Below are 23,157 nucleotides of genomic sequence, written 5' to 3' on the forward strand. Positions count from 1 at the left end.
GAATATATGTAGAGACAGGCCCAATTTAAGGTTGCCTGTGTCTTTTTTTGTCTTGAGAAGAGTAAATAGATCCTTTTCTCTGTGTTGTTAGTATAAAAAATCAGGATGATACCTATTTTTTATTAGGAATAGTATTGAGGTATTAACACATGAATCAGATCCCTATGACAGTTCTAGGTGCAGAAAAATTACGCGAAGAGCTGGAATATTTAAAAGGTGTTCGTCGTCCCGAGATTATTGCTGCTATCGCTGAAGCTCGTGAACATGGAGACTTAAAAGAAAACGCGGAATATCATGCTGCAAGAGAGCAACAAGGTTTCTGTGAAGGCCGCATACAAGAAATTGAAGCAAAATTATCAAATGCTCAAGTCATTGATATTACAAAGATGAATAACAATGGTCGTATTATTTTTGGTTCAACAGTGACACTATTGAATGTTGAGACTGAAGAAGAGCAAACTTACCGCATTGTGGGTGATGATGAAGCGAACATTAAAGAAAACTTAATCTCTGTTAACTCACCGATTGCGCGTGGGTTAATTGGTAAAGAGTTAGATGATGTCGTGGTTATCACAACACCTGGTGGACAAGTCGAGTATGAAGTTTTAAACGTAGAATATATTTAATTTGTAATTTACGTTTCTATAGAAAACTAGACTGTTATCCTGTGGTAATATAAAAAAGGCCTTAAAAGGCCTTTTTTGCCATAGAGTTACTTATGGCATTTTTATATAAAGATACAAGTTTTATTTCGGTAAAATGATCTTACGTGCTTCTGAAGGACGATAAAGAACAAGAATTTTTCCGATAACTTGTACATTCTGTGCACCGCTTTCGCGTACAATCGCTGCTACGATCAAGTTTTTAACATCTCGGTCTTCGCCTGCGATTTTGACTTTGATAAGCTCATGGTGTGCCAGAGCGAGTTCAATTTCTGCAAGAACGCCTTCAGTCAGCCCGTTGTTACCAATCATAACGACTGGATTCAGGTGATGAGCGAGCCCTTTCAGGTGTTGAATTTGTTTTTTGTTAAGAGTCATCATTAATTTTTGCTTTGTTGGGATTGAAAACGATCTATTCTAACGCCATCTCTCACTTATCACCATAAAATGTCGTTAAGACGAGGTTAAATGAGTGAAAGAGTAAAAATTTTGATAGCTAAGTGTATGATAGTTGGAAAACGCAATGGCCAATAAGAAACGTTCGGCAAGCTCTAGCCGCTGGTTACAAGAACATTTTAGTGATAAATATGTTCAGCAAGCAAAGAAAAAAGGGTTTCGCTCTCGTGCTTGGTTTAAACTGGAAGAAATTCAGCAAAGCGACAATATCTTTAAACCAGGTATGACCGTTGTCGATTTAGGAGCAGCCCCAGGTGGGTGGTCTCAATATGTTGTACAGCAGTTAGGAAGCAAAGGTCGAATTATCGCATGTGACCTTTTACCTATGGATCCTATTGTCGGAGTCGATTTCCTTCAAGGCGATTTTCGTGATGAACTTGTGTTGAAGGCGTTGCTTGATAGAGTAGGTGAAAACAAAGTCCAGGTTGTCATGTCTGACATGGCTCCAAACATGAGCGGTACACCCGCGGTCGATATCCCTCGATCCATGTATTTAGTAGAGTTAGCGCTTGATATGTGTCGTGATGTACTGGCTCCCGGGGGAAGTTTTATTGTCAAAGTGTTTCAGGGAGAAGGCTTTGATGAATACCTGGGGCAAATACGCTCCCTGTTTACGAAAGTGAAAGTTCGTAAACCAGACGCTTCGCGGTCTCGTTCTCGTGAGGTATATATTGTAGCCACAGGGCGTAAACTTTAGTACCCTAAAGCTATTTGTTAACACAGTTGTAATATGAGGTTAATCCCTTGAGTGACATGGCGAAAAACCTGATCCTCTGGCTAGTTATTGCAGTCGTTTTGATGTCATTATTCCAGAGCTTCGGACCCAGCGATTCGAATAGTCGTAAGGTGGATTACTCTACCTTTATCAATGAGTTAACTAATAACCAATTACGCGAGGTCAGCATAAGTGGTTATGATATTAATGTAACTAAAACAGATAACTCAAAGTACAGCACGTATATGCCTATGCGTGATGATAACCTGCTGACCACTTTAATGAACCGTAATGTAAAAGTAACGGGTGAACCACTTGAAGGCCAAAGCCTTCTGACTCAAATTTTTGTGTCTTGGTTCCCAATGCTATTACTGATTGGTCTTTGGATTTTCTTTATGCGCCAAATGCAAGGTGGTGGCGGTAAAGGTGCGATGTCTTTTGGTAAAAGTAAGGCGCGCATGTTGACAGAAGACCAAATCAAAACAACCTTTGCTGATGTAGCGGGTTGTGATGAAGCGAAAGAAGAAGTAAGCGAATTAGTTGAGTATTTACGTGATCCAGGTCGTTTCCAGAAGTTAGGGGGTAAAATCCCTAAAGGTATTCTGATGGTAGGGCCTCCAGGTACAGGTAAAACATTATTAGCAAAAGCCATCGCGGGTGAAGCTAAAGTCCCATTCTTTACCATTTCAGGTTCTGATTTCGTTGAAATGTTCGTGGGTGTGGGTGCTTCTCGTGTTCGTGATATGTTTGAACAAGCTAAAAAAGCAGCACCTTGTATCATCTTTATCGATGAAATCGATGCGGTTGGTCGTCAACGTGGTGCTGGTTTAGGCGGTGGTCATGATGAACGTGAACAAACACTGAACCAAATGCTAGTTGAAATGGATGGTTTTGAAGGTAATGAAGGAATTATCGTTATCGCGGCAACTAACCGTCCAGATGTGTTAGACCCAGCATTACTTCGTCCAGGTCGTTTTGACCGTCAAGTGGTTGTTGGTTTACCTGATGTGCGTGGACGTGAGCAAATACTTAAAGTCCATATGCGTCGCGTACCTTTATCACCAGATGTTGATCCAGCAATTTTAGCGCGTGGTACTCCAGGTTTCTCTGGTGCTGACTTAGCTAACTTAGTTAACGAAGCGGCTTTATTTGCTGCTCGTGGTAATAAACGTGTTGTCTCAATGGTCGAGTTTGAGAAAGCGAAAGATAAGATAATGATGGGTGCAGAGCGCCGTTCAATGGTGATGACTGAAGAACAAAAAGCATCAACCGCTTATCATGAAGCTGGTCATGCAATTATTGGTCGTTTAGTACCTGAACATGATCCTGTGCATAAAGTGACGATTATTCCTCGTGGACGTGCATTAGGTGTGACTTTCTTCTTACCTGAAGGCGACCAAATTAGTGCGAGCCGTCAGAAGTTAGAGAGCCAAATTTCAACACTTTACGGTGGCCGTTTAGCTGAAGAAATTATCTATGGTGTAGAGCATGTTTCTACGGGTGCTTCTAATGACATCAAAGTTGCAACCAATATTGCACGTAACATGGTGACACAGTGGGGTTTCTCTGAAAAATTAGGGCCATTGCTGTACGCAGAAGAAGAAGGTGAAGTGTTCTTAGGTCGTTCTGTTGCTAAAGCGCAACATATGTCTGATGAAACAGCTCGTACAATTGACGAAGAAATTAAAGCTATCGTTGATCGTAACTATGTTCGTGCTCGTCAGATCTTAATGGACAACCTTGATATTCTACACTCAATGAAAGATGCACTGATGACTTATGAAACTATCGATGCGCCTCAAATTGATGATTTAATGAATCGTCGTGATGTTCGTCCACCTGCGGGTTGGGAAGGCAATAATGGCAATAGTGGTGCAACGACTACTGCCCAGCCAGCACAAACGCATGTAGCGAGTGAGCCAAAAGACAAGCCTGAGTCAGAAAGTGATACGCCTTCTGATAACAATACTCACTAATCCTTATTGGGTTACGCATATTGAGTAAGCTATAAATACAAACCCCAGGCTTCTGGGGTTTTTTTATGAAGGTATCAATGAAATGAAATTAATGGCTAGAGGAACCGAACTTAACTTATCAACACCTCAAGTTATGGGGATTTTGAATGTCACTCCAGACTCTTTCTCTGATGGTGGCACTCATAATTCACTTAATGATGCAGTTGATCATGCAGCAAAATTGATCGCTGAAGGGGCTTCTATCATCGATATTGGTGGTGAGTCTACCAGACCTGGTGCAAGTGACGTCTCTATTGATGAAGAGTTACAGCGTGTTGTTCCTGTTGTTGAGGCTATTCGTCAGCGTTTTGATGTTTGGATCTCTGTTGATACATCTAAAGCTCAAGTCATTACTGAATCCGCAAATGTAGGTGCTTCAATTATCAATGATATTCGCTCATTACAAGAGCCGGGAGCACTTGAAGCAGCCGCTAAAACAGGTTTGCCAGTGTGTATTATGCATATGCAGGGTGACCCTAAAACCATGCAACAGTCACCACATTATGAGAATGTGATGATGGATGTTGATCGTTTTTTACAAGAAAATATTCAACGTTGTGTTGATGCAGGTATCGAAAAAAATCAAATTATTCTTGATCCAGGATTCGGCTTTGGTAAAAATTTAGCGCATAATTACCAACTATTAGCACACCTAAGTGAACTTCATCACTTTGGTTTACCCATACTTGCCGGAATGTCACGCAAATCAATGGTTGGACAACTATTGAATGTACCACCACAAGAGCGTGTTGCTGGTAGCGTGGCATGCGCAGTCATTGCAGCGATGCAAGGCGCACAAATTATTCGTGTACACGATGTTAAAGAGACGGTTGATGCGATGAAAATCGTACAAGCGACTCTTTCTGCAAAGGAAAATAATGAATGAGCGAACGTAAATACTTTGGAACAGATGGTATCCGTGGAAAAGTAGGTGATAGTCCAATTACACCTGATTTTGTATTAAAACTGGGTTGGGCTGCGGGCAAAGTATTAGCACGTCATGGCTCTCGTAAAATCATTATTGGTAAAGATACACGTATCTCAGGCTATATGCTGGAATCTGCATTAGAAGCGGGTTTAGCAGCGGCAGGTTTATCCGCCTCATTTACAGGGCCAATGCCAACACCTGCTGTTGCTTATTTAACGCGTACATTCCGTGCTGAAGCAGGGATTGTTATTTCAGCTTCTCATAACCCTTATTACGATAACGGGATCAAATTCTTCTCTATTGATGGTACAAAATTACCAGATGAAGTAGAAGAAGCCATTGAAGCTGAAATGGAAAAGCCAATTACCTGTGTTGAATCAGCAGAGCTTGGTCGTGCAAATCGTATCGTGGATGCGGCAGGTCGTTATATTGAATTCTGTAAAGGGACTTTCCCAAATGAAAACAATCTTAATGGTCTAAAAGTGGTTGTCGATTGTGCTCATGGTGCAACATACCATATTGCACCAAACGTATTTCGTGAATTAGGTGCTGAAGTGATCACTATTGGCTGTGATCCAACGGGTATCAATATCAACGAAGAGTGTGGCGCAACAGATGTTCGTATGTTGCAAAAACGCGTTTTAGAAGAAGGCGCTGATGTTGGTTTAGCTTTTGATGGTGACGGCGACCGTATCATCATGGTTGACCATCAAGGCCTAAAAGTTGATGGTGACCAAATTCTCTACATTATTGCGAGAGAAGCGTTACGCCAAGGTCAATTACGCGGTGGCGCAGTTGGTACTCTAATGAGCAATATGGGATTAGAGATTGCACTTAAACAACTGGGTATTCCTTTTGTAAGAGCAAAAGTGGGCGACCGCTATGTGCTTGAAAAATTACAAGAGAAAGGCTGGCGTTTAGGTGCTGAAAACTCAGGCCACATTATTTTATTAGATAAAACGACTACAGGTGATGGTATTGTTGCAGGTTTACAAGTTTTAAGTGCAATGGTGCGTAACCATATGAGTCTGCATGATCTATGTAGTGGTATGAAACTATTACCACAAATTTTAGTGAATGTTCGCTTTACCGGTAGCCACGATCCGCTACAAACACCTGAAGTTCAGAAAGTCGCTAAAGCGGTTGAAGAAGAACTGGCTGGTAAAGGTCGTGTATTACTGCGTAAATCAGGAACAGAACCTTTAATTCGTGTCATGGTTGAAGGTGAAAATGAAGAGCAAGTCACTGCGATGGCAAATCGTATTGCTGACGCTGTGAAGCACGTTGGTTAATTGATGCTTTTTTCTTCAATCAATCACTTTGTAGAAAAATAACCTTGCTTGTCAGTTCAGCTTTGGTTAGTATTCACACCCGCTTAGTAAGGTCTTGAACTAAAGCGGGTGAAGCAATCGAAGGTTATCGTTAAGACGATAAGTTCCATAGAAAAGGTAACGCAAATGTATACGGCACTCATTGTTATTCTTATCATTGTAGCAACAGGGCTAGTTGGTCTGATCCTGTTACAGCAGGGTAAAGGTGCTGATATGGGCGCTTCTTTTGGTGCAGGTGCTTCTGGTACAGTATTTGGTTCAAGCGGTTCAGCTAACTTTATGACCCGTATGACCGCTGTTTTAGCGACAGCTTTTATTGTACTTGCCCTTATTTTAGGTAATCTAAGTGCCAATAAAACTGTGCGTGAAGACAGCAAATGGATGTCTATCGAGCAGACTACAGAAGAAGCTAAAAAAGCTGAGCAATTAGCAGCGCCTGTAGCGCCAGCAAATACAGATATTCCGCAGTAAACTAAGTAAAGATTTAAATGAGATTGTTAATTTTTACGCAGTAACAGTCTCATTAAGTGCCGAGGTGGTGAAATTGGTATACACGCTACCTTGAGGTGGTAGTGCCTATAAAACGGGCGTACGGGTTCAAGTCCCGTTCTCGGCACCATTATTCCAGATAGCTTGCGTTTTGCTTGTTATCAGCGTAAAATTTGCCACGTTTTTCGAACGCGGGGTGGAGCAGCTTGGTAGCTCGTCGGGCTCATAACCCGAAGGTCGTCGGTTCAAATCCGGCCCCCGCAACCACTTCTAACAATACAGCACTTTTCTCATTAATCATCTTGTTGAACCGATTATGATCCTGAGTGGAATGTGCCGTAAGAAGAGGTTATTCTCGAATGGCAAGTTACAGGGTCCAGTTGCATAAAGCCCCGAATTTCGGGGTTTTTTGTTATCAGAGAATAGAATACTGGGCTATAGGCCCTTTTTTTATGCCTTGGGGGTGGGTTTGTCCACATTAGAGCAAAAATTAACAGCGATGGTTTCAGCACCAGTAGAAGCATTAGGCTTTGAATTTGTCGGTCTTGAGTTTATTCGTGGCCGAGAATCAACATTGCGCATCTATATTGATAGTGAAGACGGTATCACTGTTGATGATTGTGCTGATGTTAGCCACCAGGTCAGTGCTGTGCTGGATGTTGAAGATCCAATTCAAACAGTTTATAACCTTGAGATTTCTTCTCCTGGTTTAGAACGACCTTTATTCACTGCAACGCATTATGAGCAATTTATCGGCGAAGAAGCCGCTATCGTATTACGAATTGCAATGCAAAACCGCCGTAAATGGCAGGGCATTATTAAGTCTGTCGCTGGCGAAATGATCACGGTTACTGTGGATGGTAAAGACGAAGTGTTCGCACTGAGCAACATCCAGAAAGCTAACCTGGTACCCCACTTTTAAGTTTTGAAGAGGCAACTAGGATGAACAAAGAGATTCTGGCTGTTGTGGAAGCGGTCTCTAACGAAAAATCTCTTCCTCGTGAAAAGATTTTTGAAGCACTGGAAACCGCACTAGCGACAGCAACTAAGAAAAAGTACGAGCAAGAAATTGACGTTCGTGTATGTATCGACCGTAAAACGGGTGACTTTGATACATTCCGTCGTTGGGTTGCCGTTGATGAAGTCACTCAACCTACTCGTGAAATCACACTTGAAGCTGCTCAATATGAAGATCCTAGTATTGAACTAGGTGGTTATATTGAAGATCAGATTGAATCTGTCACTTTCGACCGTATTACAACACAAACCGCTAAACAAGTTATCGTACAAAAAGTACGTGAAGCTGAAAGAGCAATGGTTGTTGATCAATTCCGCGAACAACTCGGCGAAATTATCACGGGTGTTGTGAAGAAAGTGAACCGTGAAAATATCACTTTAGACTTAGGCAACAACGCTGAAGCGGTTATTTTACGTGAAGATATGTTACCGCGTGAAAACTTCCGTCCAGGTGACCGTTTACGTGGTGTTTTATACGACGTACGTACAGAAACCCGTGGTGCACAACTTTTCGTGACACGCTCTCGCCCTGAAATGCTGGTTGAACTTTTCCGTATTGAAGTACCAGAAATTGGCGAAGAAATCATTGAAATTAAAGCTGCAGCGCGTGATCCAGGTTCTCGTGCCAAAATCGCAGTAAAAACTAACGACAAGCGTATTGACCCTGTGGGTGCTTGTGTTGGTATGCGTGGTGCGCGTGTACAAGCCGTTTCCAGTGAATTGGGCGGCGAGCGAATTGATATTGTTCTGTGGGATGATAATCCTGCACAATTCGTCATTAATGCAATGGCTCCGGCAGATGTTGCTTCTATTGTTGTCGATGAAGACAAATGTACAATGGATGTTGCAGTTGAAAGCAGTAACCTTGCACAGGCAATCGGCCGTAATGGTCAAAACGTTCGTCTGGCAGCACAGTTACTGAAAAAACATCGTGGTGATGACAAGTGGGAATTAAACGTCATGACTGCTGATGAACTGAATGCAAAACATCAGGCAGAAGCAAACGCAGCCATTGAAATATTTACTAAGCATCTCGACATTGATGAAGACTTCGCAACTGTTTTAGTTGAAGAAGGTTTCTCTACCCTTGAAGAGTTAGTTTATGTGCCAATCAGTGAACTGCTGGCTATTGACGGATTAGATGAAGATACCGTTGAAGCTCTACGTGAAAGAGCAAAAGCTGCACTAACAACGATTGAGTTGGCTCAAAAAGAAAGCCTAGGCGATAACCAGCCAGCCGAGGACTTATTAGCTCTCGAAGGATTGGAGCGCTCTTTAGCATTTGATCTAGCTGCCCGTGGTATCTGCACACTGGAAGATCTTGCCGAACAGGGTATCGACGACCTAACTGATATTGAAGGTTTAAATAGTGAGCGCGCAGGCGAACTCATTATGGCCGCACGTAATATCTGCTGGTTTGGGAATGATGCGTAACAACTGAGCAGGAAGGAACAGAATGACAGATGAAACAGTAAAATCACTGGCAGAAGAGATTCAGACACCGGTTGAACGTTTGGTACAGCAGTTTGCTGATGCCGGTATTAAGAAGACCGTCTCTGATTCTGTCTCCCAAAAAGAGAAAGAAACCTTACTGGCTTGGTTGAATCGTGATAAAGACGTATCAACCAACCAACCAGAAAAATTAACGTTACAACGCAAAGTGCGTAGTACGTTAAGTGTTCCTGGTACAGGTGGCAAAAGTAAATCAGTAGCCATCGAAGTCCGCAAAAAACGCACTTATGTGAACCGTGACGCCGTTGAAAAAGCGCAAGCGGATGAGCAAGCTCAGCGTGAAGCGGAAGAAAAGGCGCATCGCGAAGCCGAAGAAAAAGCCCAGCGCGAAGCACAAGAGAAAGCACAGCGCGAAGCTGAAGAAAAAGCAAAACGTGAAGCTGAAAAGGCGAAGAAAGACGCCGAAGAAAAAGCGAAACGTGAAGCTGAAGAAGCAAAACGTGAAGCAGCGGAATTAGCTAAGCGCGAAGCAGCGGAAAAAGATAAAGTGAAACAAAACGATAAACCAAAAGCTGATAAAGCAGCAGATCAGGAAAAAGCACGTCGCAATGCTGAACAGGCTGAACTGAAGCGTAAAACGGAAGAAACACAGCGCCGTAAAGCGGAAGAAGAAGCACGAGTTGCAGCAGAAAAAGCACGTCGTTTAGCTGAAGAAAATGCTGAAAAATGGACTGCTGAACCTAAAGCGCCAGAAACTGAAGGCTCAGACTATCATGTAACAACATCACGTTATGCTCGTGATGCAGAAGATGAAAGTGATGCTGAGGTTGAAGGTGGCCGCGGTCGTGGTCGCAACGCTAAGGCTCCTCGTCCTAAGAAAAACAACCGCCATTCTGAAAAAGCAGATCGTGAAGAAGCACGTGCTGCTGGCCGTACTAACAAGAAAGGTAAACGTAAAGGTAGCTCATTACAGCAAGGCTTCAATAAGCCAGCTGCTGTTGTAAACCGTGATGTTATCATCGGTGAGACTATTTCTGTTGCCGAGCTTGCTAACAAAATGGCAGTAAAAGGGTCTGAAGTTATCAAAACTATGATGAAAATGGGTGCTATGGCGACCATTAATCAGGTTTTAGACCAAGAAACTGCACAGCTTGTTGCTGAAGAAATGGGCCATAAAGTTATCTTACGTCGTGAAAACGAGTTAGAAGAACAAGTCATGAGCGATCGTGATACTGGCGAAGAAAGCGCAGTATCTCGTGCACCAGTTGTAACTATCATGGGTCACGTTGACCACGGTAAAACATCATTACTGGACTACATTCGTTCAACGAAAGTAGCATCAGGCGAAGCGGGTGGTATCACCCAGCATATCGGTGCTTACCACGTTAAGACTGACAAAGGTGAAATCACCTTCCTAGATACTCCAGGTCACGCCGCGTTTACTTCAATGCGTGCTCGTGGTGCTCAGGTAACGGATATCGTTGTTCTGGTTGTTGCGGCAGATGATGGTGTAATGCCACAAACTATCGAAGCAATCCAACACGCAAAAGCGGCAAACGTACCCGTTGTTGTTGCAGTGAACAAAATTGATAAACACGAAGCTGATCCAGATCGCGTTAAAACTGAATTGTCTCAATATGGCATCTTGCCAGAAGAGTGGGGCGGCGAAACTCAGTTTATGCACGTATCTGCAAAACAAGGTTTAGGTATTGACGAACTGCTGGATGCTATTCTTTTACAAGCTGAAGTTCTTGAACTGAAAGCAGTTAAAGAAGGTATGGCAAGCGGTGTTGTTATCGAATCTTACCTTGATAAAGGCCGTGGCCCAGTTGCTACTATTCTTGTCCGTGAAGGTACACTGAATAAAGGTGACATCGTTCTGTGTGGTTTCGAATACGGTCGTATTCGTGCGATGCGTAACGAATTAGGTCAAGACGTTCAATCTGCTGGTCCATCAATGCCAGTTGAGATCTTAGGTCTGTCTAACGTTCCTTCTGCGGGTGATGAAGCAACGGTTGTTCGTGACGAGAAGAAAGCGCGTGAAGTTGCATTATACCGTCAAGGTAAATTCCGCGATGTTAAACTGGCTCGTCAGCAGAAATCTAAACTGGAAAACATGTTCGCTAACATGGAAGAAGGTAAAACTTCTGAACTGAACATCGTTCTGAAAACAGACGTTCAAGGTACTTGTGAAGCGATTACTGATGCCTTAGTTAAACTGTCTACTAATGAAGTTAAACTGAAAATCATCGGTTCAGGCGTAGGTGGTATCACCGAAACTGACGCAACATTAGCAGCGGCTTCTAACGCAATCATTCTTGGCTTTAACGTTCGTGCTGATGCATCTGCTCGCCGTATCATTGAACAAGAAAGCGTTGATTTACGTTACTACTCTGTTATCTATAGCCTGATTGACGAAATCAAACTGGCAATGAGCGGTATGTTGGCACCTGAATATAAACAAGAAATCATGGGTCTTGCAGAAGTCCGTGATGTGTTTAAATCACCTAAATTCGGCGCGATTGCGGGCTGTATGGTGGTTGAAGGTAACATCAAACGTAATAACCCAATTCGTGTTCTACGTGATAACGTGGTTATCTATGAAGGCGAACTTGAGTCACTGCGTCGCTTTAAAGATGATGTCAACGAAGTACGTAACGGCATGGAATGTGGTATCGGTGTGAAAAACTACAACGATGTTCGTGTTGGCGACATGATTGAAGTCTTCCAAGTTATCGAAATCAAACGTTCTATTGATTAATTTAGTCCGTTTTGTTTTAAAAGGGAGCTCAAGGGCTCCCTTCTTATTCCTTTCTTTGCTGTATTCTCCTTTTATTTCCTCTCCATTTTTCAACATAACCGAAATAGATTGCCTTTCAGTAATTTATGAAAGTGAAATAACAGGGTAAAATAGCACCAAAGAAACATTTTATTTCTAAAGAAAGAAATCAGAGAAAGCGGTTGTTAAATATCACTTCATGTATACTCTTTAGATATCATTGATTTTAGATTTGAATTAACAATGACAATCAGGGCGATACCCTATTGTCAGGGAGAGATAAAATGGCAAGAGATTTTAGCCGTAGTCAGCGTGTTTCTCAGGAAATGCAAAAAGAAATCGCCATCATTTTACAACGTGAAGTCAAAGATCCACGTATTGGAATGGCAACGGTTTCTGGCGTTGAAATTTCTCGTGATTTGGCTTATGCCAAAGTATTTGTCACCTTTTTAAACTTATCAGGTGGTGAACAAAGCGAAGAAGAGATGGTTGCAGAGGGGTTAACTGCACTTAATGAAGCCGCTGGTTTTATTCGTTCTTTATTAGGTAAAGCGATGCGTTTACGTATTGTGCCTGAACTGACATTTGCTTATGACAACTCATTAGTTGAAGGTATGCGTATGTCTAACTTAGTTTCTAACGTCGTTAAAAGCGATGAAGAGCGTCGTCATAAAGAGGATAAATAATGGGGCGTCGTCGTAAGGGGCGTGAGATTAACGGCGTATTGCTACTCGATAAACCCCAAGATATTTCCTCTAACGATGCACTCCAAAAAGTCCGCCGTATGTTTAATGCCAGTAAGGCTGGGCATACAGGGGCATTGGATCCTTTAGCAACAGGTATGCTCCCTATTTGTTTAGGTGAAGCAACAAAATTTTCACAGTTTCTATTGGATTCTGATAAGCGTTATCGTGTTATTGCACGTTTAGGGCAACGAACAGATACCTCCGATGCACATGGTGAGGTTATTCAAGAACGCCCAGTACAATTTACACAGCAGGCTTTAGATGATGCCTTAGAGAGTTTTCGCGGTGAAACATTGCAAATCCCTTCAATGTACTCCGCTTTAAAACATCAAGGTAAACCGCTTTACGAATACGCTCGACAAGGTATTGAGGTTGAGCGTGAAGCAAGACCCATCACGGTTTATGAACTTCAGTTTATTCGCTGGGAAGGTGATGAGCTAGAGCTAGAAATTCATTGTTCTAAAGGTACTTACATTCGAACAATTATTGATGATCTTGGTGAGAAATTACAATGTGGTGCTCACGTTATTTTCTTACGTCGATTAGAAGTCGCAGATTATCCTAAAGAGCGAATGGTCACATTAGAGCAATTAAGAGCGATGATAGAGAATGCACAAGCTGCTCAAGAAGATCCTTTCTTAGCACTTGATGCACTGTTATTACCTATGGATACCGCTGTTGCACATTTTCCTGTTGTGAATTTGACCACGATTATTGCGGGTTATCTCAAGCTGGGGCAACCTGTTCGTGTTAATCATGACATCAATGAAGGCGAATGGGTAAGAGTAACTGAAGGCGATGAAAAAAAATTCATTGGTCTTGCTATCATTAAAGATGGCCTAGTTGCTCCGAAAAGAGTGGTTGTAGACTATAGCGCACAAGATAACACTTAATAGCAATCTTGCGCTAAAAGTGTTTGAAGCGTAGAATAATGCGGCTATCTGTTTAGGTGGCTGAGTTGGATAGCTGAATTAGAGATTGGCTATCTGAAAATTTTACTTAATTTGGAGTTTATTATGTCTCTAAGTACTGAAGCGAAAGCACAAATCGTTGCTGAATTTGGTCGTGATGCTAACGATACTGGCTCAAGCGAAGTTCAGATTGCACTGCTGACTGCAGAAATCAACCACCTGCAAGGTCACTTTTCAGAGCACAAAAAAGATCACCACAGCCGTCGTGGTCTGCTGCGTAAAGTTTCCAGCCGTCGTAATCTGCTGGACTACCTGAAACGTAAAGATGTTGCTCGTTACTCTGCACTGATTGAACGTTTAGGTCTGCGTCGCTAATCAAGCGAGTTTCAGTGGAAAGGGGCCTGTTGGCCCCTTTTCTACTAAAAAGTGCTATTTTTAATATTAGTCGTTATGTTTTAATGTGGTGATTGTTATTTAATCTCTCTAGTTACGACAATTCGCGCGGCTAATGAAAGTATTTATCATTAAATGGTTAATATTTTCATTAGTCGCGAGGGGACGTAGCGGAGAAAAGATCATTCATCGTCGCTAAACATCTGGCGACAATAAGATAAAGGATATTATTTTGCTGAATCCTACAGTTCGTAAATTTCAATACGGTCAACATACTGTTTCGTTAGAAACAGGCATGATGGCTCGTCAAGCAACAGCCGCTGTTATGGTTGACATGGACGGCACTGCTGTTTTTGTTACCGTTGTTGCAAAGAAAAAAGTTAAAGCTGGACAAGATTTCTTCCCATTAACTGTTAACTACCAAGAGCGTTCATACGCTGCTGGCCGTATCCCAGGTAGCTTCTTCCGTCGTGAAGGTCGTCCTGGTGAAGGCGAAACGTTGATTGCACGTTTAATTGACCGCCCTTTACGCCCATTATTCCCAGAAGGTTTCTTAAACGAAATTCAAATCGTTGCTACCGTTGTTTCAGTTAACCCACAAGTTAACCCAGATATCGTTGCAATGATTGGTGCTTCTGCGGCATTAGCGCTGTCAGGTGTTCCATTTAATGGTCCTATCGGTGGTGCGCGTGTTGGTTTTATCGATGGACAATATGTTCTAAACCCAACTGTTGATGAGCTGAAAGTTAGCAAATTAGACTTAGTGGTTGCAGGTACTGCGGGTGCGGTACTGATGGTAGAATCAGAAGCTGATTTATTATCAGAAGAAGAAATGTTAGGTGCAGTAGTATTTGGTCATGATCAACAACAAGTCGTGATCGAAAACATCAATGCATTAGTTGCAGAAGTTGGTAAAGAGAAATGGGATTGGGCGCCAGAAGCCATCAACCAAACTTTACATGACCGTATTGCACAATTAGCACAAGCTCGCATTGGTGATGCTTACCGTATCACTGAGAAACAAGAGCGTTATGAACAAATCGAAGCTATCCGTGATGAAGTTATTGCGACGTTAGTAGCTGAAGATGAAACTTTAGATGAAGCTGAAATCAGCGAAATCTTCTCAGGTCTTGAGAAAAACATCGTTCGTGCTCGCGTATTAGCTGGCGAACCACGTATTGATGGCCGTGAAAAAGACATGGTACGTGCATTAGACATTCGCACTGGCTTATTACCACGTACTCACGGTTCAGCACTGTTTACTCGTGGTGAAACTCAGGCTCTGGTAACTGCAACATTAGGTACTGCGCGTGATGCTCAAACTATTGATGACATCATGGGTGAGCACACTGATACATTCTTGCTGCACTATAACTTCCCTCCATACTCTGTTGGTGAAACAGGCATGATGGGTTCACCAAAACGTCGCGAAATCGGTCATGGCCGTTTAGCAAAACGTGGTGTGTTAGCAGTAATGCCAACAATTGAAGAATTCCCATATACCGTTCGTGTGGTTTCTGAAATCACTGAATCAAATGGTTCATCTTCAATGGCATCTGTTTGCGGTGCTTCTTTAGCACTGATGGATGCAGGTGTACCAATTAAAGAATCTGTTGCAGGTATTGCAATGGGTCTAGTAAAAGAAGGCGACAACTTTGTTGTTCTTTCCGATATTCTGGGTGATGAAGACCATTTAGGCGATATGGACTTTAAAGTTGCGGGTAGCCGTAACGGTGTCAGCGCATTACAGATGGATATCAAAATCGAAGGTATCACTCGTGAAATCATGCAAGTTGCATTAAACCAAGCGAAAAGCGCACGTCTACATATTTTAGGCGTAATGGAAGATGCAATTAGCCAACCTCGTGCTGATATTTCTGAATTCGCACCGCGCATTCACACTATCAAAATTAATCCAGACAAGATCAAAGACGTTATCGGTAAAGGCGGCTCTGTTATCCGTGCATTAACGGAAGAAACTGGCACAACTATCGAAATCGAAGATGATGGTACAGTGAAGATTGCTGCAACAAGTGGCGATCAAGCAAAACAAGCTATCGCTCGTATCGAAGAAATTACTGCTGAAGTTGAAGTGGGTCGTATCTACAACGGTAAAGTAACTCGTATTGTAGATTTCGGTGCATTCGTTGCTATCGGTGGCGGCAAAGAAGGTCTGGTTCATATTTCTCAAATCGCAGACAAACGCGTTGAGAAAGTGAGTGACTACTTGGAAATGGGTCAAGAAGTTCCAGTTAAAGTACTGGAAATTGACCGTCAAGGCCGTATTCGCTTAAGCATGAAAGAAGCTCAAGCTAATCAGCAGGAAGCAACAGAAACTTCTTCTGAAGATTCTGCGAATTAATGATATTCTACTACCGATATCTAGACATAGGTATCGGTAGAGACTTATTATGATTGACAAGTAGGACGTCTAGAACGCTTTTTGTTGAAAGGTCTGACTTTGGGAGTGAGAAATGAAAACATTTCTGCGCAGTTGTTCTATTGCTGTTTTCATCTTTATTTCCGGATGCAGCACTAGTCCAGAGTGGCGTCAGAATGCGATTTTTGCCACACCATTGCAGCCTTCTTTACAACAAGAAGTGATATTGGCTCGTATAGAACAAATCTTAGCGAGCCGCTCATTAACTGAAGATGAATACGCACAGCTTTTATATGAGCGTGGTGTGCTGTATGATAGTCTCGGTTTACGAGCTTTAGCGCGCAATGATTTTTCAATGGCGCTATCAATACGACCAGATATGCTAGAAATTTTTAATTTTCTAGGTATCTATTTTACGCAGGCAGCGAATTACGATGCTGCTTATGAAGCGTTTGATTCTGTTTTAGAGCTTGATCCAACTTACAATAATGCGCGTTTTAATCGTGGTATCGCTTCGTACTACGGTGGCCGATTGAAATTGGCGCAGGATGATCTGCAGGCGTTTTATCAGGTCGATCCAAATGATCCCATTCGTTCGCTTTGGTTATATCTTGTAGAAAAAGAGATAAACACTGATTTGGCTAAACAACAGCTAAAACAGCGATACCAGCAGGCGGATAAAACGGGGCAATGGGGATGGAATATAGTTGAGTTTTATTTAGGCGATATTAATGAGAAAACATTAATGTTGAAACTAAATGAGGCTTCAACCGATAACACTTCGCTCGCTGAGCATCTTAGTGAAACTAACTTCTATTTAGGTAAGTATTACCTAAGTCTGGGGGACATGGATAGCGCAGAAGCGTTATTCAAGCTGACGGTTGCCAACAACGCACATAACTTTGTTGAGCACCGCTACGCATTGTTGGAATTAGCACTGTTAGGCCAACAAGAAGACCTAGCGGAATCGGACCAGCAATAGCTGACGAACATTTCTCTGATCAGTTTGAAAGCCATCATCTACATAGGATGAGGGCTTGTTTGTTCGTTTAATAATATAATTTGAGCCAGTTCACATTTTAGATGATAAAGACCGACAAACCATGCGGTATGTTATGTCAACTGGCTGCCATAATGAATGAGGCACAGTGACATGACTACTGAAACCGATATGACTTTTGCTGATCTAGGTTTATCAGCACCTATTTTGACTGCACTGAATGACTTAGGCTACGAGAAGCCTTCTCCAATTCAGCAACAATGTATTCCTTTCCTTTTAAACGGCAATGATGTTTTAGGTATGGCACAGACAGGTAGTGGTAAAACTGCCGCATTTAGCCTGCCTTTATTACACAATCTTGATGAATCATTAAAAGCACCACAAATTTTAGTTTTAGCACCTACTCGTGAACTTGCGGTTCAGGTTGCTGAAGCAATTGAAGATTTTTCTAAACACTTACCAAAAGTAAATGTTGTTGCACTGTATGGTGGTCAGCGTTACGACGTGCAATTACGCGCGTTACGTCAAGGTCCACAAGTTGTTGTGGGTACACCAGGTCGTTTATTAGACCATTTAAACCGTGGCACATTAGATTTATCTAAACTGAAGGGCTTAGTATTAGATGAAGCTGATGAAATGTTACGTATGGGCTTTATTGAAGATGTTGAAAACATTTTAAGTAAGATCCCAGCAGAACACCAAACTGCACTGTTCTCTGCAACAATGCCAGAAGCAATTCGTCGTATTACACGTCGCTTTATGAATGATCCTAAAGAAGTGCGCATTCAAAGTAGCGTAACGACACGTCCAGACATTAGTCAAAGCTATTGGATGACATTCGGCGCACGTAAAAATGAAGCGTTAATTCGTTTCTTAGAAGCTGAAGATTTTGATGCGGCAATTATTTTCGTTCGTACTAAAAACGCAACATTAGAAGTTGCTGAAGCTTTAGAGCGTAACGGCTATAACAGCGCAGCGTTAAATGGTGATATGAACCAATCACTGCGTGAGCAAACATTAGAGCGTCTGAAAAATGGTCGTTTAGATATTTTAATTGCAACTGACGTTGCTGCTCGTGGTCTTGACGTTGACCGTATCAGCCTTGTTGTGAACTATGATATCCCAATGGATTCAGAATCTTATGTTCACCGTATTGGTCGTACTGGTCGTGCGGGTCGTGCTGGCCGTGCAATTTTATTCGTTGATAATCGTGAGCGTCGTTTACTGCGCAATATCGAACGTACAATGAAGATGACTATTCCTGAAGTAGAACTGCCAAATGCAGAGCTTATCAGCCAACGTCGTCAGGAAAAATTTGCACAGCAAATCGCACAACAATTAGAAACTAGCAACCTTGACCAATACCGTGCTCTGTTACCTAAATTAGCTCCACAAGGTGAAGAAGCGCTGGATATGGAAACACTGGCTGCGGTATTACTGAAAATGGCTCAAGGTGAGCGTGCACTTATTCTGCCACCAGATCCAGTTCGTCGTCCTCGTCGTGAATTTAACGATCGTGACGATCGTCGTGGTGATGATCGCCGTCGCGGTGATAACGATCGCGAGCGTTCTCCTCGTCGTGAACGTCGTGATGCTGGCGAGATGGATTTATACCGTATCGAAGTGGGTCGTGATGATGGTGTTGAAGTGCGTCATATCGTTGGTGCGATTGCTAACGAAGGCGATATCAGCAGCCGTTACATTGGTAATATCAAACTGTATGGTTCTCACTCAACCATCGAATTACCAAAAGGTATGCCAACAGATTTATTAAGCCATTTCACACGTACGCGTATTATGAACAAACCACTGAATATGCAATTAGTGGGTGATGCTCAATCTCAGCCTTTCCGTGAGCGTCGTAATAACAGCCGTCGTGATGGTCAGCCACAAGGTGGTCGTCGTTTTAACAATGGTGATCAACCACAACGTCGTGGTAATAACGACCGTGGTGGTGAGCGTAGCAACGATCGTGGTGGCGAGCGCGGTAACTTCCGCAGTCGTAACAACGAAGGTACACCACGCCGCCGTAGCAGCTCTCATAACCAATAATAGTTGGTAATTAACTTAATTTTTAATTGAGTTGATGACAAAAAATAAAACCAGTCAATGAAAGTTGACTGGTTTTTTTATCATTTGATTAGTAATATAAAATTTATTACGACACATTTCTGTCAATATAAACAATAGGAAAGCTTATTCAAGTAAATCGGTTAGATTTACGTGCAGATTTTAATTTATAACAAATTAGCTTAAGCCAATCGCTTCTTTTAATGGCTTTAAATATCGACGGCTGACAGGAATTTGGCTGTTATTGTGTAATATCAACTCCGCTTGCCCATTATCGCCAAAAACAATCTCATTAACATAATCCATATTCACTAAATATTGGCGATGGCAACGGACCAGCTGTGTCCGTGTTTCTAACGTGCGTAATGTTAATTCTGTAAAGCCTTCTTGACCTTGATTATTGGTTACATAAACCCCACTGAGCCTTGATGTTGCAAATACCGCTTCATCAATGGGCATTAACCAAATACGGCTATGACCTGTACAAGGAATACACTTTAAACGTTCTTCAGGAGGCGTTAAGAGATCAATATTCTGCTTATTACCTTGGCGTAAACGGTTTAATGTTTTTGTTAGGCGCTCTTGCTCTAAAGGTTTGAGTAGATAATCAAAGGCGTGCTCTTCAAAGGCTTGGATTGCATACTCTTCAAATGCGGTTAAAAAGACGATATACGGGCGATGTTCAGGATCAAGCATTGTGACCATTTCAAGCCCTGTAATGCGTGGCATTTGAATATCAAGAAAGACGACATCGGGTTTCTTACGGTGTATCTCTCCTATGGCTTCAATTGCATTACTGCATTCACCAACAATATGAATATCCTTTTCGACTTCAAGTAAACAACGTAAATTTTCACGAGCTAACGGCTCATCGTCAACGATTAATATATTCATTGTTATGCAACGTTATCCATGCTTTTTTCTAGAGGTAAGCAAATTTTCACCTTTGTATATTCATCAGCTTGGCATTCCACTAAAACACCATAAAGTTCGCCATAGCGTAATTTTAATCGCTTATCCACCAGCCTCATTCCTAACCCTAATTCATGAGAAGGGCATTGGGGTTGGTAAAGCCCCGCATTATCACAGATTTCAATAATGATTAAATGGTGCTCTTGGTGTGCTCTAATTGTAATCTTTCCTGTATCTAATAACTGTGATGTTCCATGTTTAATTGCATTTTCGACCATTGGTTGAAGCGAAAAAGCAGGCAAACGGGCATTAGCTAGGCTTTCAGGAATTTGAATATCAATCTGTAATCGTTCCTGAAAACGGGCTTTTTCGATTTGCAAATATGCATTCACATGTTCAATTTCATCACTTAATGTCACAACTGCTTCAGGTCTTTTTAAATTTTTACGAAAGAAAGCAGAGAGAAATTGCACTAATTGCTTTGCTTGTTCGCTATCACGTCGAATAACTGCTTGTAGTGTATTTAATGCGTTAAAAAGAAAGTGGGGATTCACTTGCGCATGGAGAAGTTTAATCTCTGACTCTAAAAGAGATTGCTTATTTCGCTCATATTGTCCAGCCAGAATTTGTGCAGATAATAGACTTGCAATCCCTTCACCTAGGGTTCGGTTAATAGAACTAAATAGGCGATTTTTAGCTTCATAAAGTTTTATTGTGCCAATGACTTGGTTATTTTCGCCTCTTAATGGAATAACTAAGGTTGAGCCAAGTTTGCAATGGGGTGAAAGCGTACAACGGTAAGGTGTTTCATTACCATCTGCATAAACAACTTCATTATTATTGATGGCTTGTTTGGATTGTTCTGATGAAATAGGTGTACCCGGTAAATGATGATCAGCGCCAATACCAATAAAGGCGAGGAGTTTTTCTCTATCTGTAATCGCAACGGCACTGACTCTTAGTTCTTGATAAATGACTTTTGCCACTCGAGTGCTATTATCTTGATTAAACCCTTTACGCAAAATACCTTCGGTGCAAACGGCAATTTTTAATGCTTGAGCTGAAAATGCACTGGTATATTTTTCAAATATTGCCCGTCTATCTTGTAATATTCGAATAAACATCGCCGCACCAACGGTATTTGCGACAATCATTGGGGCAGCAATATCTTTCACTAAGGCAAGCGCTTCATTAAATGGGCGAGCTAATAATAAGATAATGCTCATCTGTATTATTTCGGCAAAGAAAGTCACGGCTGCTGCGGTCCATGGATTAAATATGCGGTGCATTTGCCCGCGTTTGACGTAATAACGGTGAACTAATCCGCCAATTAATCCCTCTACAATAGTAGACACCATACAGCTAAATGCGGTCATACCGCCCAGAGAATAACGGTGTAAGCCTCCCGTAAAACCGACAAGGAAGCCGACATAAGGGCCACCTAGTAATCCGCCTAATACCGAACCAATGGCACGCGTATTGGCAATAGAATCATTAATATGTAGCCCAAAATAGGTGCCCATAATACAAAAAATAGAGAAAATGACGTAGCACATCAACTTATGCGGAAGCTTTATCGTGACCTGTAGAAGTGGCGTAAATAAAGGTGTTTTGCTTAAAAACCAAGCAATGATTAAATAAACGCACATTTGCTGTAATAACAGCAAAATAAGATCAAATTCGTACATAAGTATCGAGTACCGTTCTCTTCTTTATCTGATAAATATAAAAATACCAGATAAAACAGGGCTATTAATGAGGCGATAAAGTTTGATATAAGAATAACTTAATCGCACTTTCAAAGAAAATATTCCTTTGCGTCAGTGATCTGGCGCACAAAATTCTTAAAGAAATTCTGAGTTATTGTGTAATATAACTCCGTCAGTGAGTGTTCTACTTCACTATTAAGGTCTAATCGTTATATGAAAAAAAGAGCCATCTATCTTATTTTATTAATGCTAATACTAATTGCATTAGCCATACTTTTCCGCGCGCATAATCAATATTTATTACTGCAAGGCGAAGTGGATGCACCGGAAGTGATTGTCGCCTCTAAAGCCAAAGGCCGTGTGATTGAGCGTCATATAGAGCGAGGTGATGATGTAAAAGCGGGGCAATTGATGATCACATTAGAAAGCCCCGAACTCAATGCGCAAGTTGCTGCACTTGAAGCCGCTAAAGCACAAGCACAAGCTCAATTAGATTTGTCATTACATGGCACAAGAGAAGAGAGTATTCGTAACCTAGAAGCCGTGTTATCTCAAGCAAAAGTGGAAGCTGCAAATTCAGCAAGAGATTATCAACGTATCAGTGCTGTGGCGAATAAAGGCTATGTATCAGCGACAGAACTTGATAATGCACGCCGTAGCCGTGATGTTGCTTCACAACGTGTAAGAGCCGCGCAAGCTGAGCTTGATGAAGCCCAAAATGGTGATCGTATTGAATTACGCCACAAATATACGGCGGCGGTGCAACAAGCAGAACAACAACTTATTGAGTTGAAGATCCAACAAAACGATCTACAAGTTAAAGCGCCAGTGGATGGAGAAGTTGGTCCTATTCCTGCGGAAATTGGTGAGCTTTTTAATGCGAATAGCCCACTTGCTACACTGATCCGAATTCCTGATGCTTATTTTGTTTATAACCTCCGCGAAGATATCTTAGCGGATATACGTAAAGGTGATCGCATTACTATCACGGTTCCCGCATTAGGCAATAAAGAAGTAGAAGCTGAAATTCGCTATATCGCCCCAATGGGCGACTACGCAACAAAAAGAGCAACAAGAGCAACAGGTGATTTCGATTTAAAAACATTTGAAATCCGACTGTATCCTGTTACGCCAATTGAAGGGCTACGTCCTGGTATGAGCGCATTATGGCGCTGGGATAAATAAGGACGAA

The 23,157-nt window shown here is 41.9% G+C and carries 19 protein-coding genes and 2 tRNA genes; 18 read left to right on the forward strand and 3 right to left on the reverse strand.

Going from position 1 to position 23,157, the window contains the following annotated elements:
* Positions 1-149 precede the first annotated feature (149 nt).
* Positions 150-626 (forward strand): transcription elongation factor GreA, encoded by a 477-nt coding sequence (gene greA, locus ABN212_RS12470; protein ID WP_088493984.1) that lies wholly within the window; start codon positions 150-152, stop codon positions 624-626.
* Positions 627-746: 120 nt separating this feature from the next.
* Here greA and yhbY read toward each other — a convergent pair whose 3' ends face one another.
* Positions 747-1,040, reverse strand: a complete 294-nt coding sequence (gene yhbY / locus ABN212_RS12475; RefSeq protein ID WP_036914752.1) for a ribosome assembly RNA-binding protein YhbY — start codon at positions 1,038-1,040, stop codon at positions 747-749.
* Positions 1,041-1,185: 145 nt separating this feature from the next.
* Between yhbY and rlmE the strand changes: the two genes are divergently transcribed.
* The 16 genes from rlmE to ABN212_RS12555 all read left to right on the forward strand — a co-directional run bounded on the left by rlmE (position 1,186) and on the right by ABN212_RS12555 (position 19,326).
* Complete coding sequence (gene rlmE / locus ABN212_RS12480) at positions 1,186-1,815, forward strand: 23S rRNA (uridine(2552)-2'-O)-methyltransferase RlmE (RefSeq protein WP_036939360.1); 630 nt, start codon at positions 1,186-1,188, stop codon at positions 1,813-1,815.
* A 47-nt stretch (positions 1,816-1,862) separates the two neighbouring features.
* Positions 1,863-3,809 carry an ATP-dependent zinc metalloprotease FtsH gene (ftsH, locus tag ABN212_RS12485; RefSeq protein ID WP_198620216.1) on the forward strand — a complete coding sequence of 649 codons (1,947 nt, stop codon included), beginning with the start codon at positions 1,863-1,865 and terminating at the stop codon, positions 3,807-3,809.
* An 82-nt stretch (positions 3,810-3,891) separates the two neighbouring features.
* Positions 3,892-4,734: a dihydropteroate synthase gene (gene folP / locus ABN212_RS12490; protein WP_198632459.1), complete on the forward strand. Its 843-nt coding sequence runs from the start codon at positions 3,892-3,894 to the stop codon at positions 4,732-4,734.
* Positions 4,731-6,068, forward strand: coding sequence for a phosphoglucosamine mutase (gene glmM, locus ABN212_RS12495; protein WP_088493982.1), 1,338 nt, complete (start codon positions 4,731-4,733; stop codon positions 6,066-6,068). The genes folP and glmM overlap by 4 nt, the downstream gene beginning before the upstream one ends.
* A 165-nt stretch (positions 6,069-6,233) precedes the next feature.
* Entirely contained in the window at positions 6,234-6,578 is a 345-nt protein-coding gene (gene secG / locus ABN212_RS12500; RefSeq protein ID WP_036914692.1) for a preprotein translocase subunit SecG, read from the forward strand.
* Between the two features lie 58 nt (positions 6,579-6,636).
* Positions 6,637-6,726 (forward strand) — tRNA-Leu (locus ABN212_RS12505).
* Between the two features lie 60 nt (positions 6,727-6,786).
* Positions 6,787-6,863: transfer RNA gene (locus ABN212_RS12510), tRNA-Met, on the forward strand.
* Between the two features lie 202 nt (positions 6,864-7,065).
* Entirely contained in the window at positions 7,066-7,518 is a 453-nt protein-coding gene (gene rimP, locus ABN212_RS12515; RefSeq protein ID WP_036914691.1) for a ribosome maturation factor RimP, read from the forward strand.
* A gap of 20 nt (positions 7,519-7,538) precedes the next feature.
* Positions 7,539-9,047, forward strand: coding sequence for a transcription termination factor NusA (gene nusA, locus ABN212_RS12520; protein WP_006535691.1), 1,509 nt, complete (start codon positions 7,539-7,541; stop codon positions 9,045-9,047).
* Positions 9,048-9,069: 22 nt separating this feature from the next.
* On the forward strand, positions 9,070-11,826 hold the full coding sequence (gene infB / locus ABN212_RS12525) for a translation initiation factor IF-2 (protein WP_196533553.1): 2,757 nt from the start codon (positions 9,070-9,072) through the stop codon (positions 11,824-11,826).
* 302 nt (positions 11,827-12,128) lie between these two features.
* A complete protein-coding gene (gene rbfA, locus ABN212_RS12530; RefSeq protein WP_198620214.1) occupies positions 12,129-12,530 on the forward strand; it encodes a 30S ribosome-binding factor RbfA in 402 nt (133 codons plus the stop codon).
* On the forward strand, positions 12,530-13,483 hold the full coding sequence (truB, locus tag ABN212_RS12535; protein WP_198620213.1) for a tRNA pseudouridine(55) synthase TruB: 954 nt from the start codon (positions 12,530-12,532) through the stop codon (positions 13,481-13,483). Before rbfA ends, truB begins: the two co-directional genes overlap by 1 nt.
* A gap of 123 nt (positions 13,484-13,606) precedes the next feature.
* Positions 13,607-13,876, forward strand: a complete 270-nt coding sequence (rpsO, locus tag ABN212_RS12540; RefSeq protein ID WP_023583571.1) for a 30S ribosomal protein S15 — start codon at positions 13,607-13,609, stop codon at positions 13,874-13,876.
* 250 nt (positions 13,877-14,126) lie between these two features.
* Complete coding sequence (pnp, locus tag ABN212_RS12545) at positions 14,127-16,256, forward strand: polyribonucleotide nucleotidyltransferase (RefSeq protein ID WP_109419174.1); 2,130 nt, start codon at positions 14,127-14,129, stop codon at positions 16,254-16,256.
* 112 nt (positions 16,257-16,368) lie between these two features.
* Entirely contained in the window at positions 16,369-17,256 is an 888-nt protein-coding gene (nlpI, locus tag ABN212_RS12550; protein WP_098941350.1) for a lipoprotein NlpI, read from the forward strand.
* Positions 17,257-17,427: 171 nt separating this feature from the next.
* Positions 17,428-19,326: a DEAD/DEAH family ATP-dependent RNA helicase gene (locus ABN212_RS12555; RefSeq protein WP_160229903.1), complete on the forward strand. Its 1,899-nt coding sequence runs from the start codon at positions 17,428-17,430 to the stop codon at positions 19,324-19,326.
* A 195-nt stretch (positions 19,327-19,521) separates the two neighbouring features.
* Here ABN212_RS12555 and btsR read toward each other — a convergent pair whose 3' ends face one another.
* Positions 19,522-20,238 carry a two-component system response regulator BtsR gene (btsR, locus tag ABN212_RS12560; RefSeq protein ID WP_109372676.1) on the reverse strand — a complete coding sequence of 239 codons (717 nt, stop codon included), beginning with the start codon at positions 20,236-20,238 and terminating at the stop codon, positions 19,522-19,524.
* Between the two features lie 2 nt (positions 20,239-20,240).
* On the reverse strand, positions 20,241-21,944 hold the full coding sequence (locus ABN212_RS12565) for a sensor histidine kinase (RefSeq protein WP_109372675.1): 1,704 nt from the start codon (positions 21,942-21,944) through the stop codon (positions 20,241-20,243).
* Between the two features lie 234 nt (positions 21,945-22,178).
* Here ABN212_RS12565 and ABN212_RS12570 point away from each other — a divergent pair, with 234 nt between their 5' ends.
* Positions 22,179-23,150: an HlyD family secretion protein gene (locus ABN212_RS12570; RefSeq protein ID WP_198620212.1), complete on the forward strand. Its 972-nt coding sequence runs from the start codon at positions 22,179-22,181 to the stop codon at positions 23,148-23,150.
* Positions 23,151-23,157: the final 7 nt, after the last annotated feature.

It is taken from the genome of Proteus genomosp. 6 (genome assembly GCF_040139785.1).
GTDB lineage: Bacteria > Pseudomonadota > Gammaproteobacteria > Enterobacterales > Enterobacteriaceae > Proteus.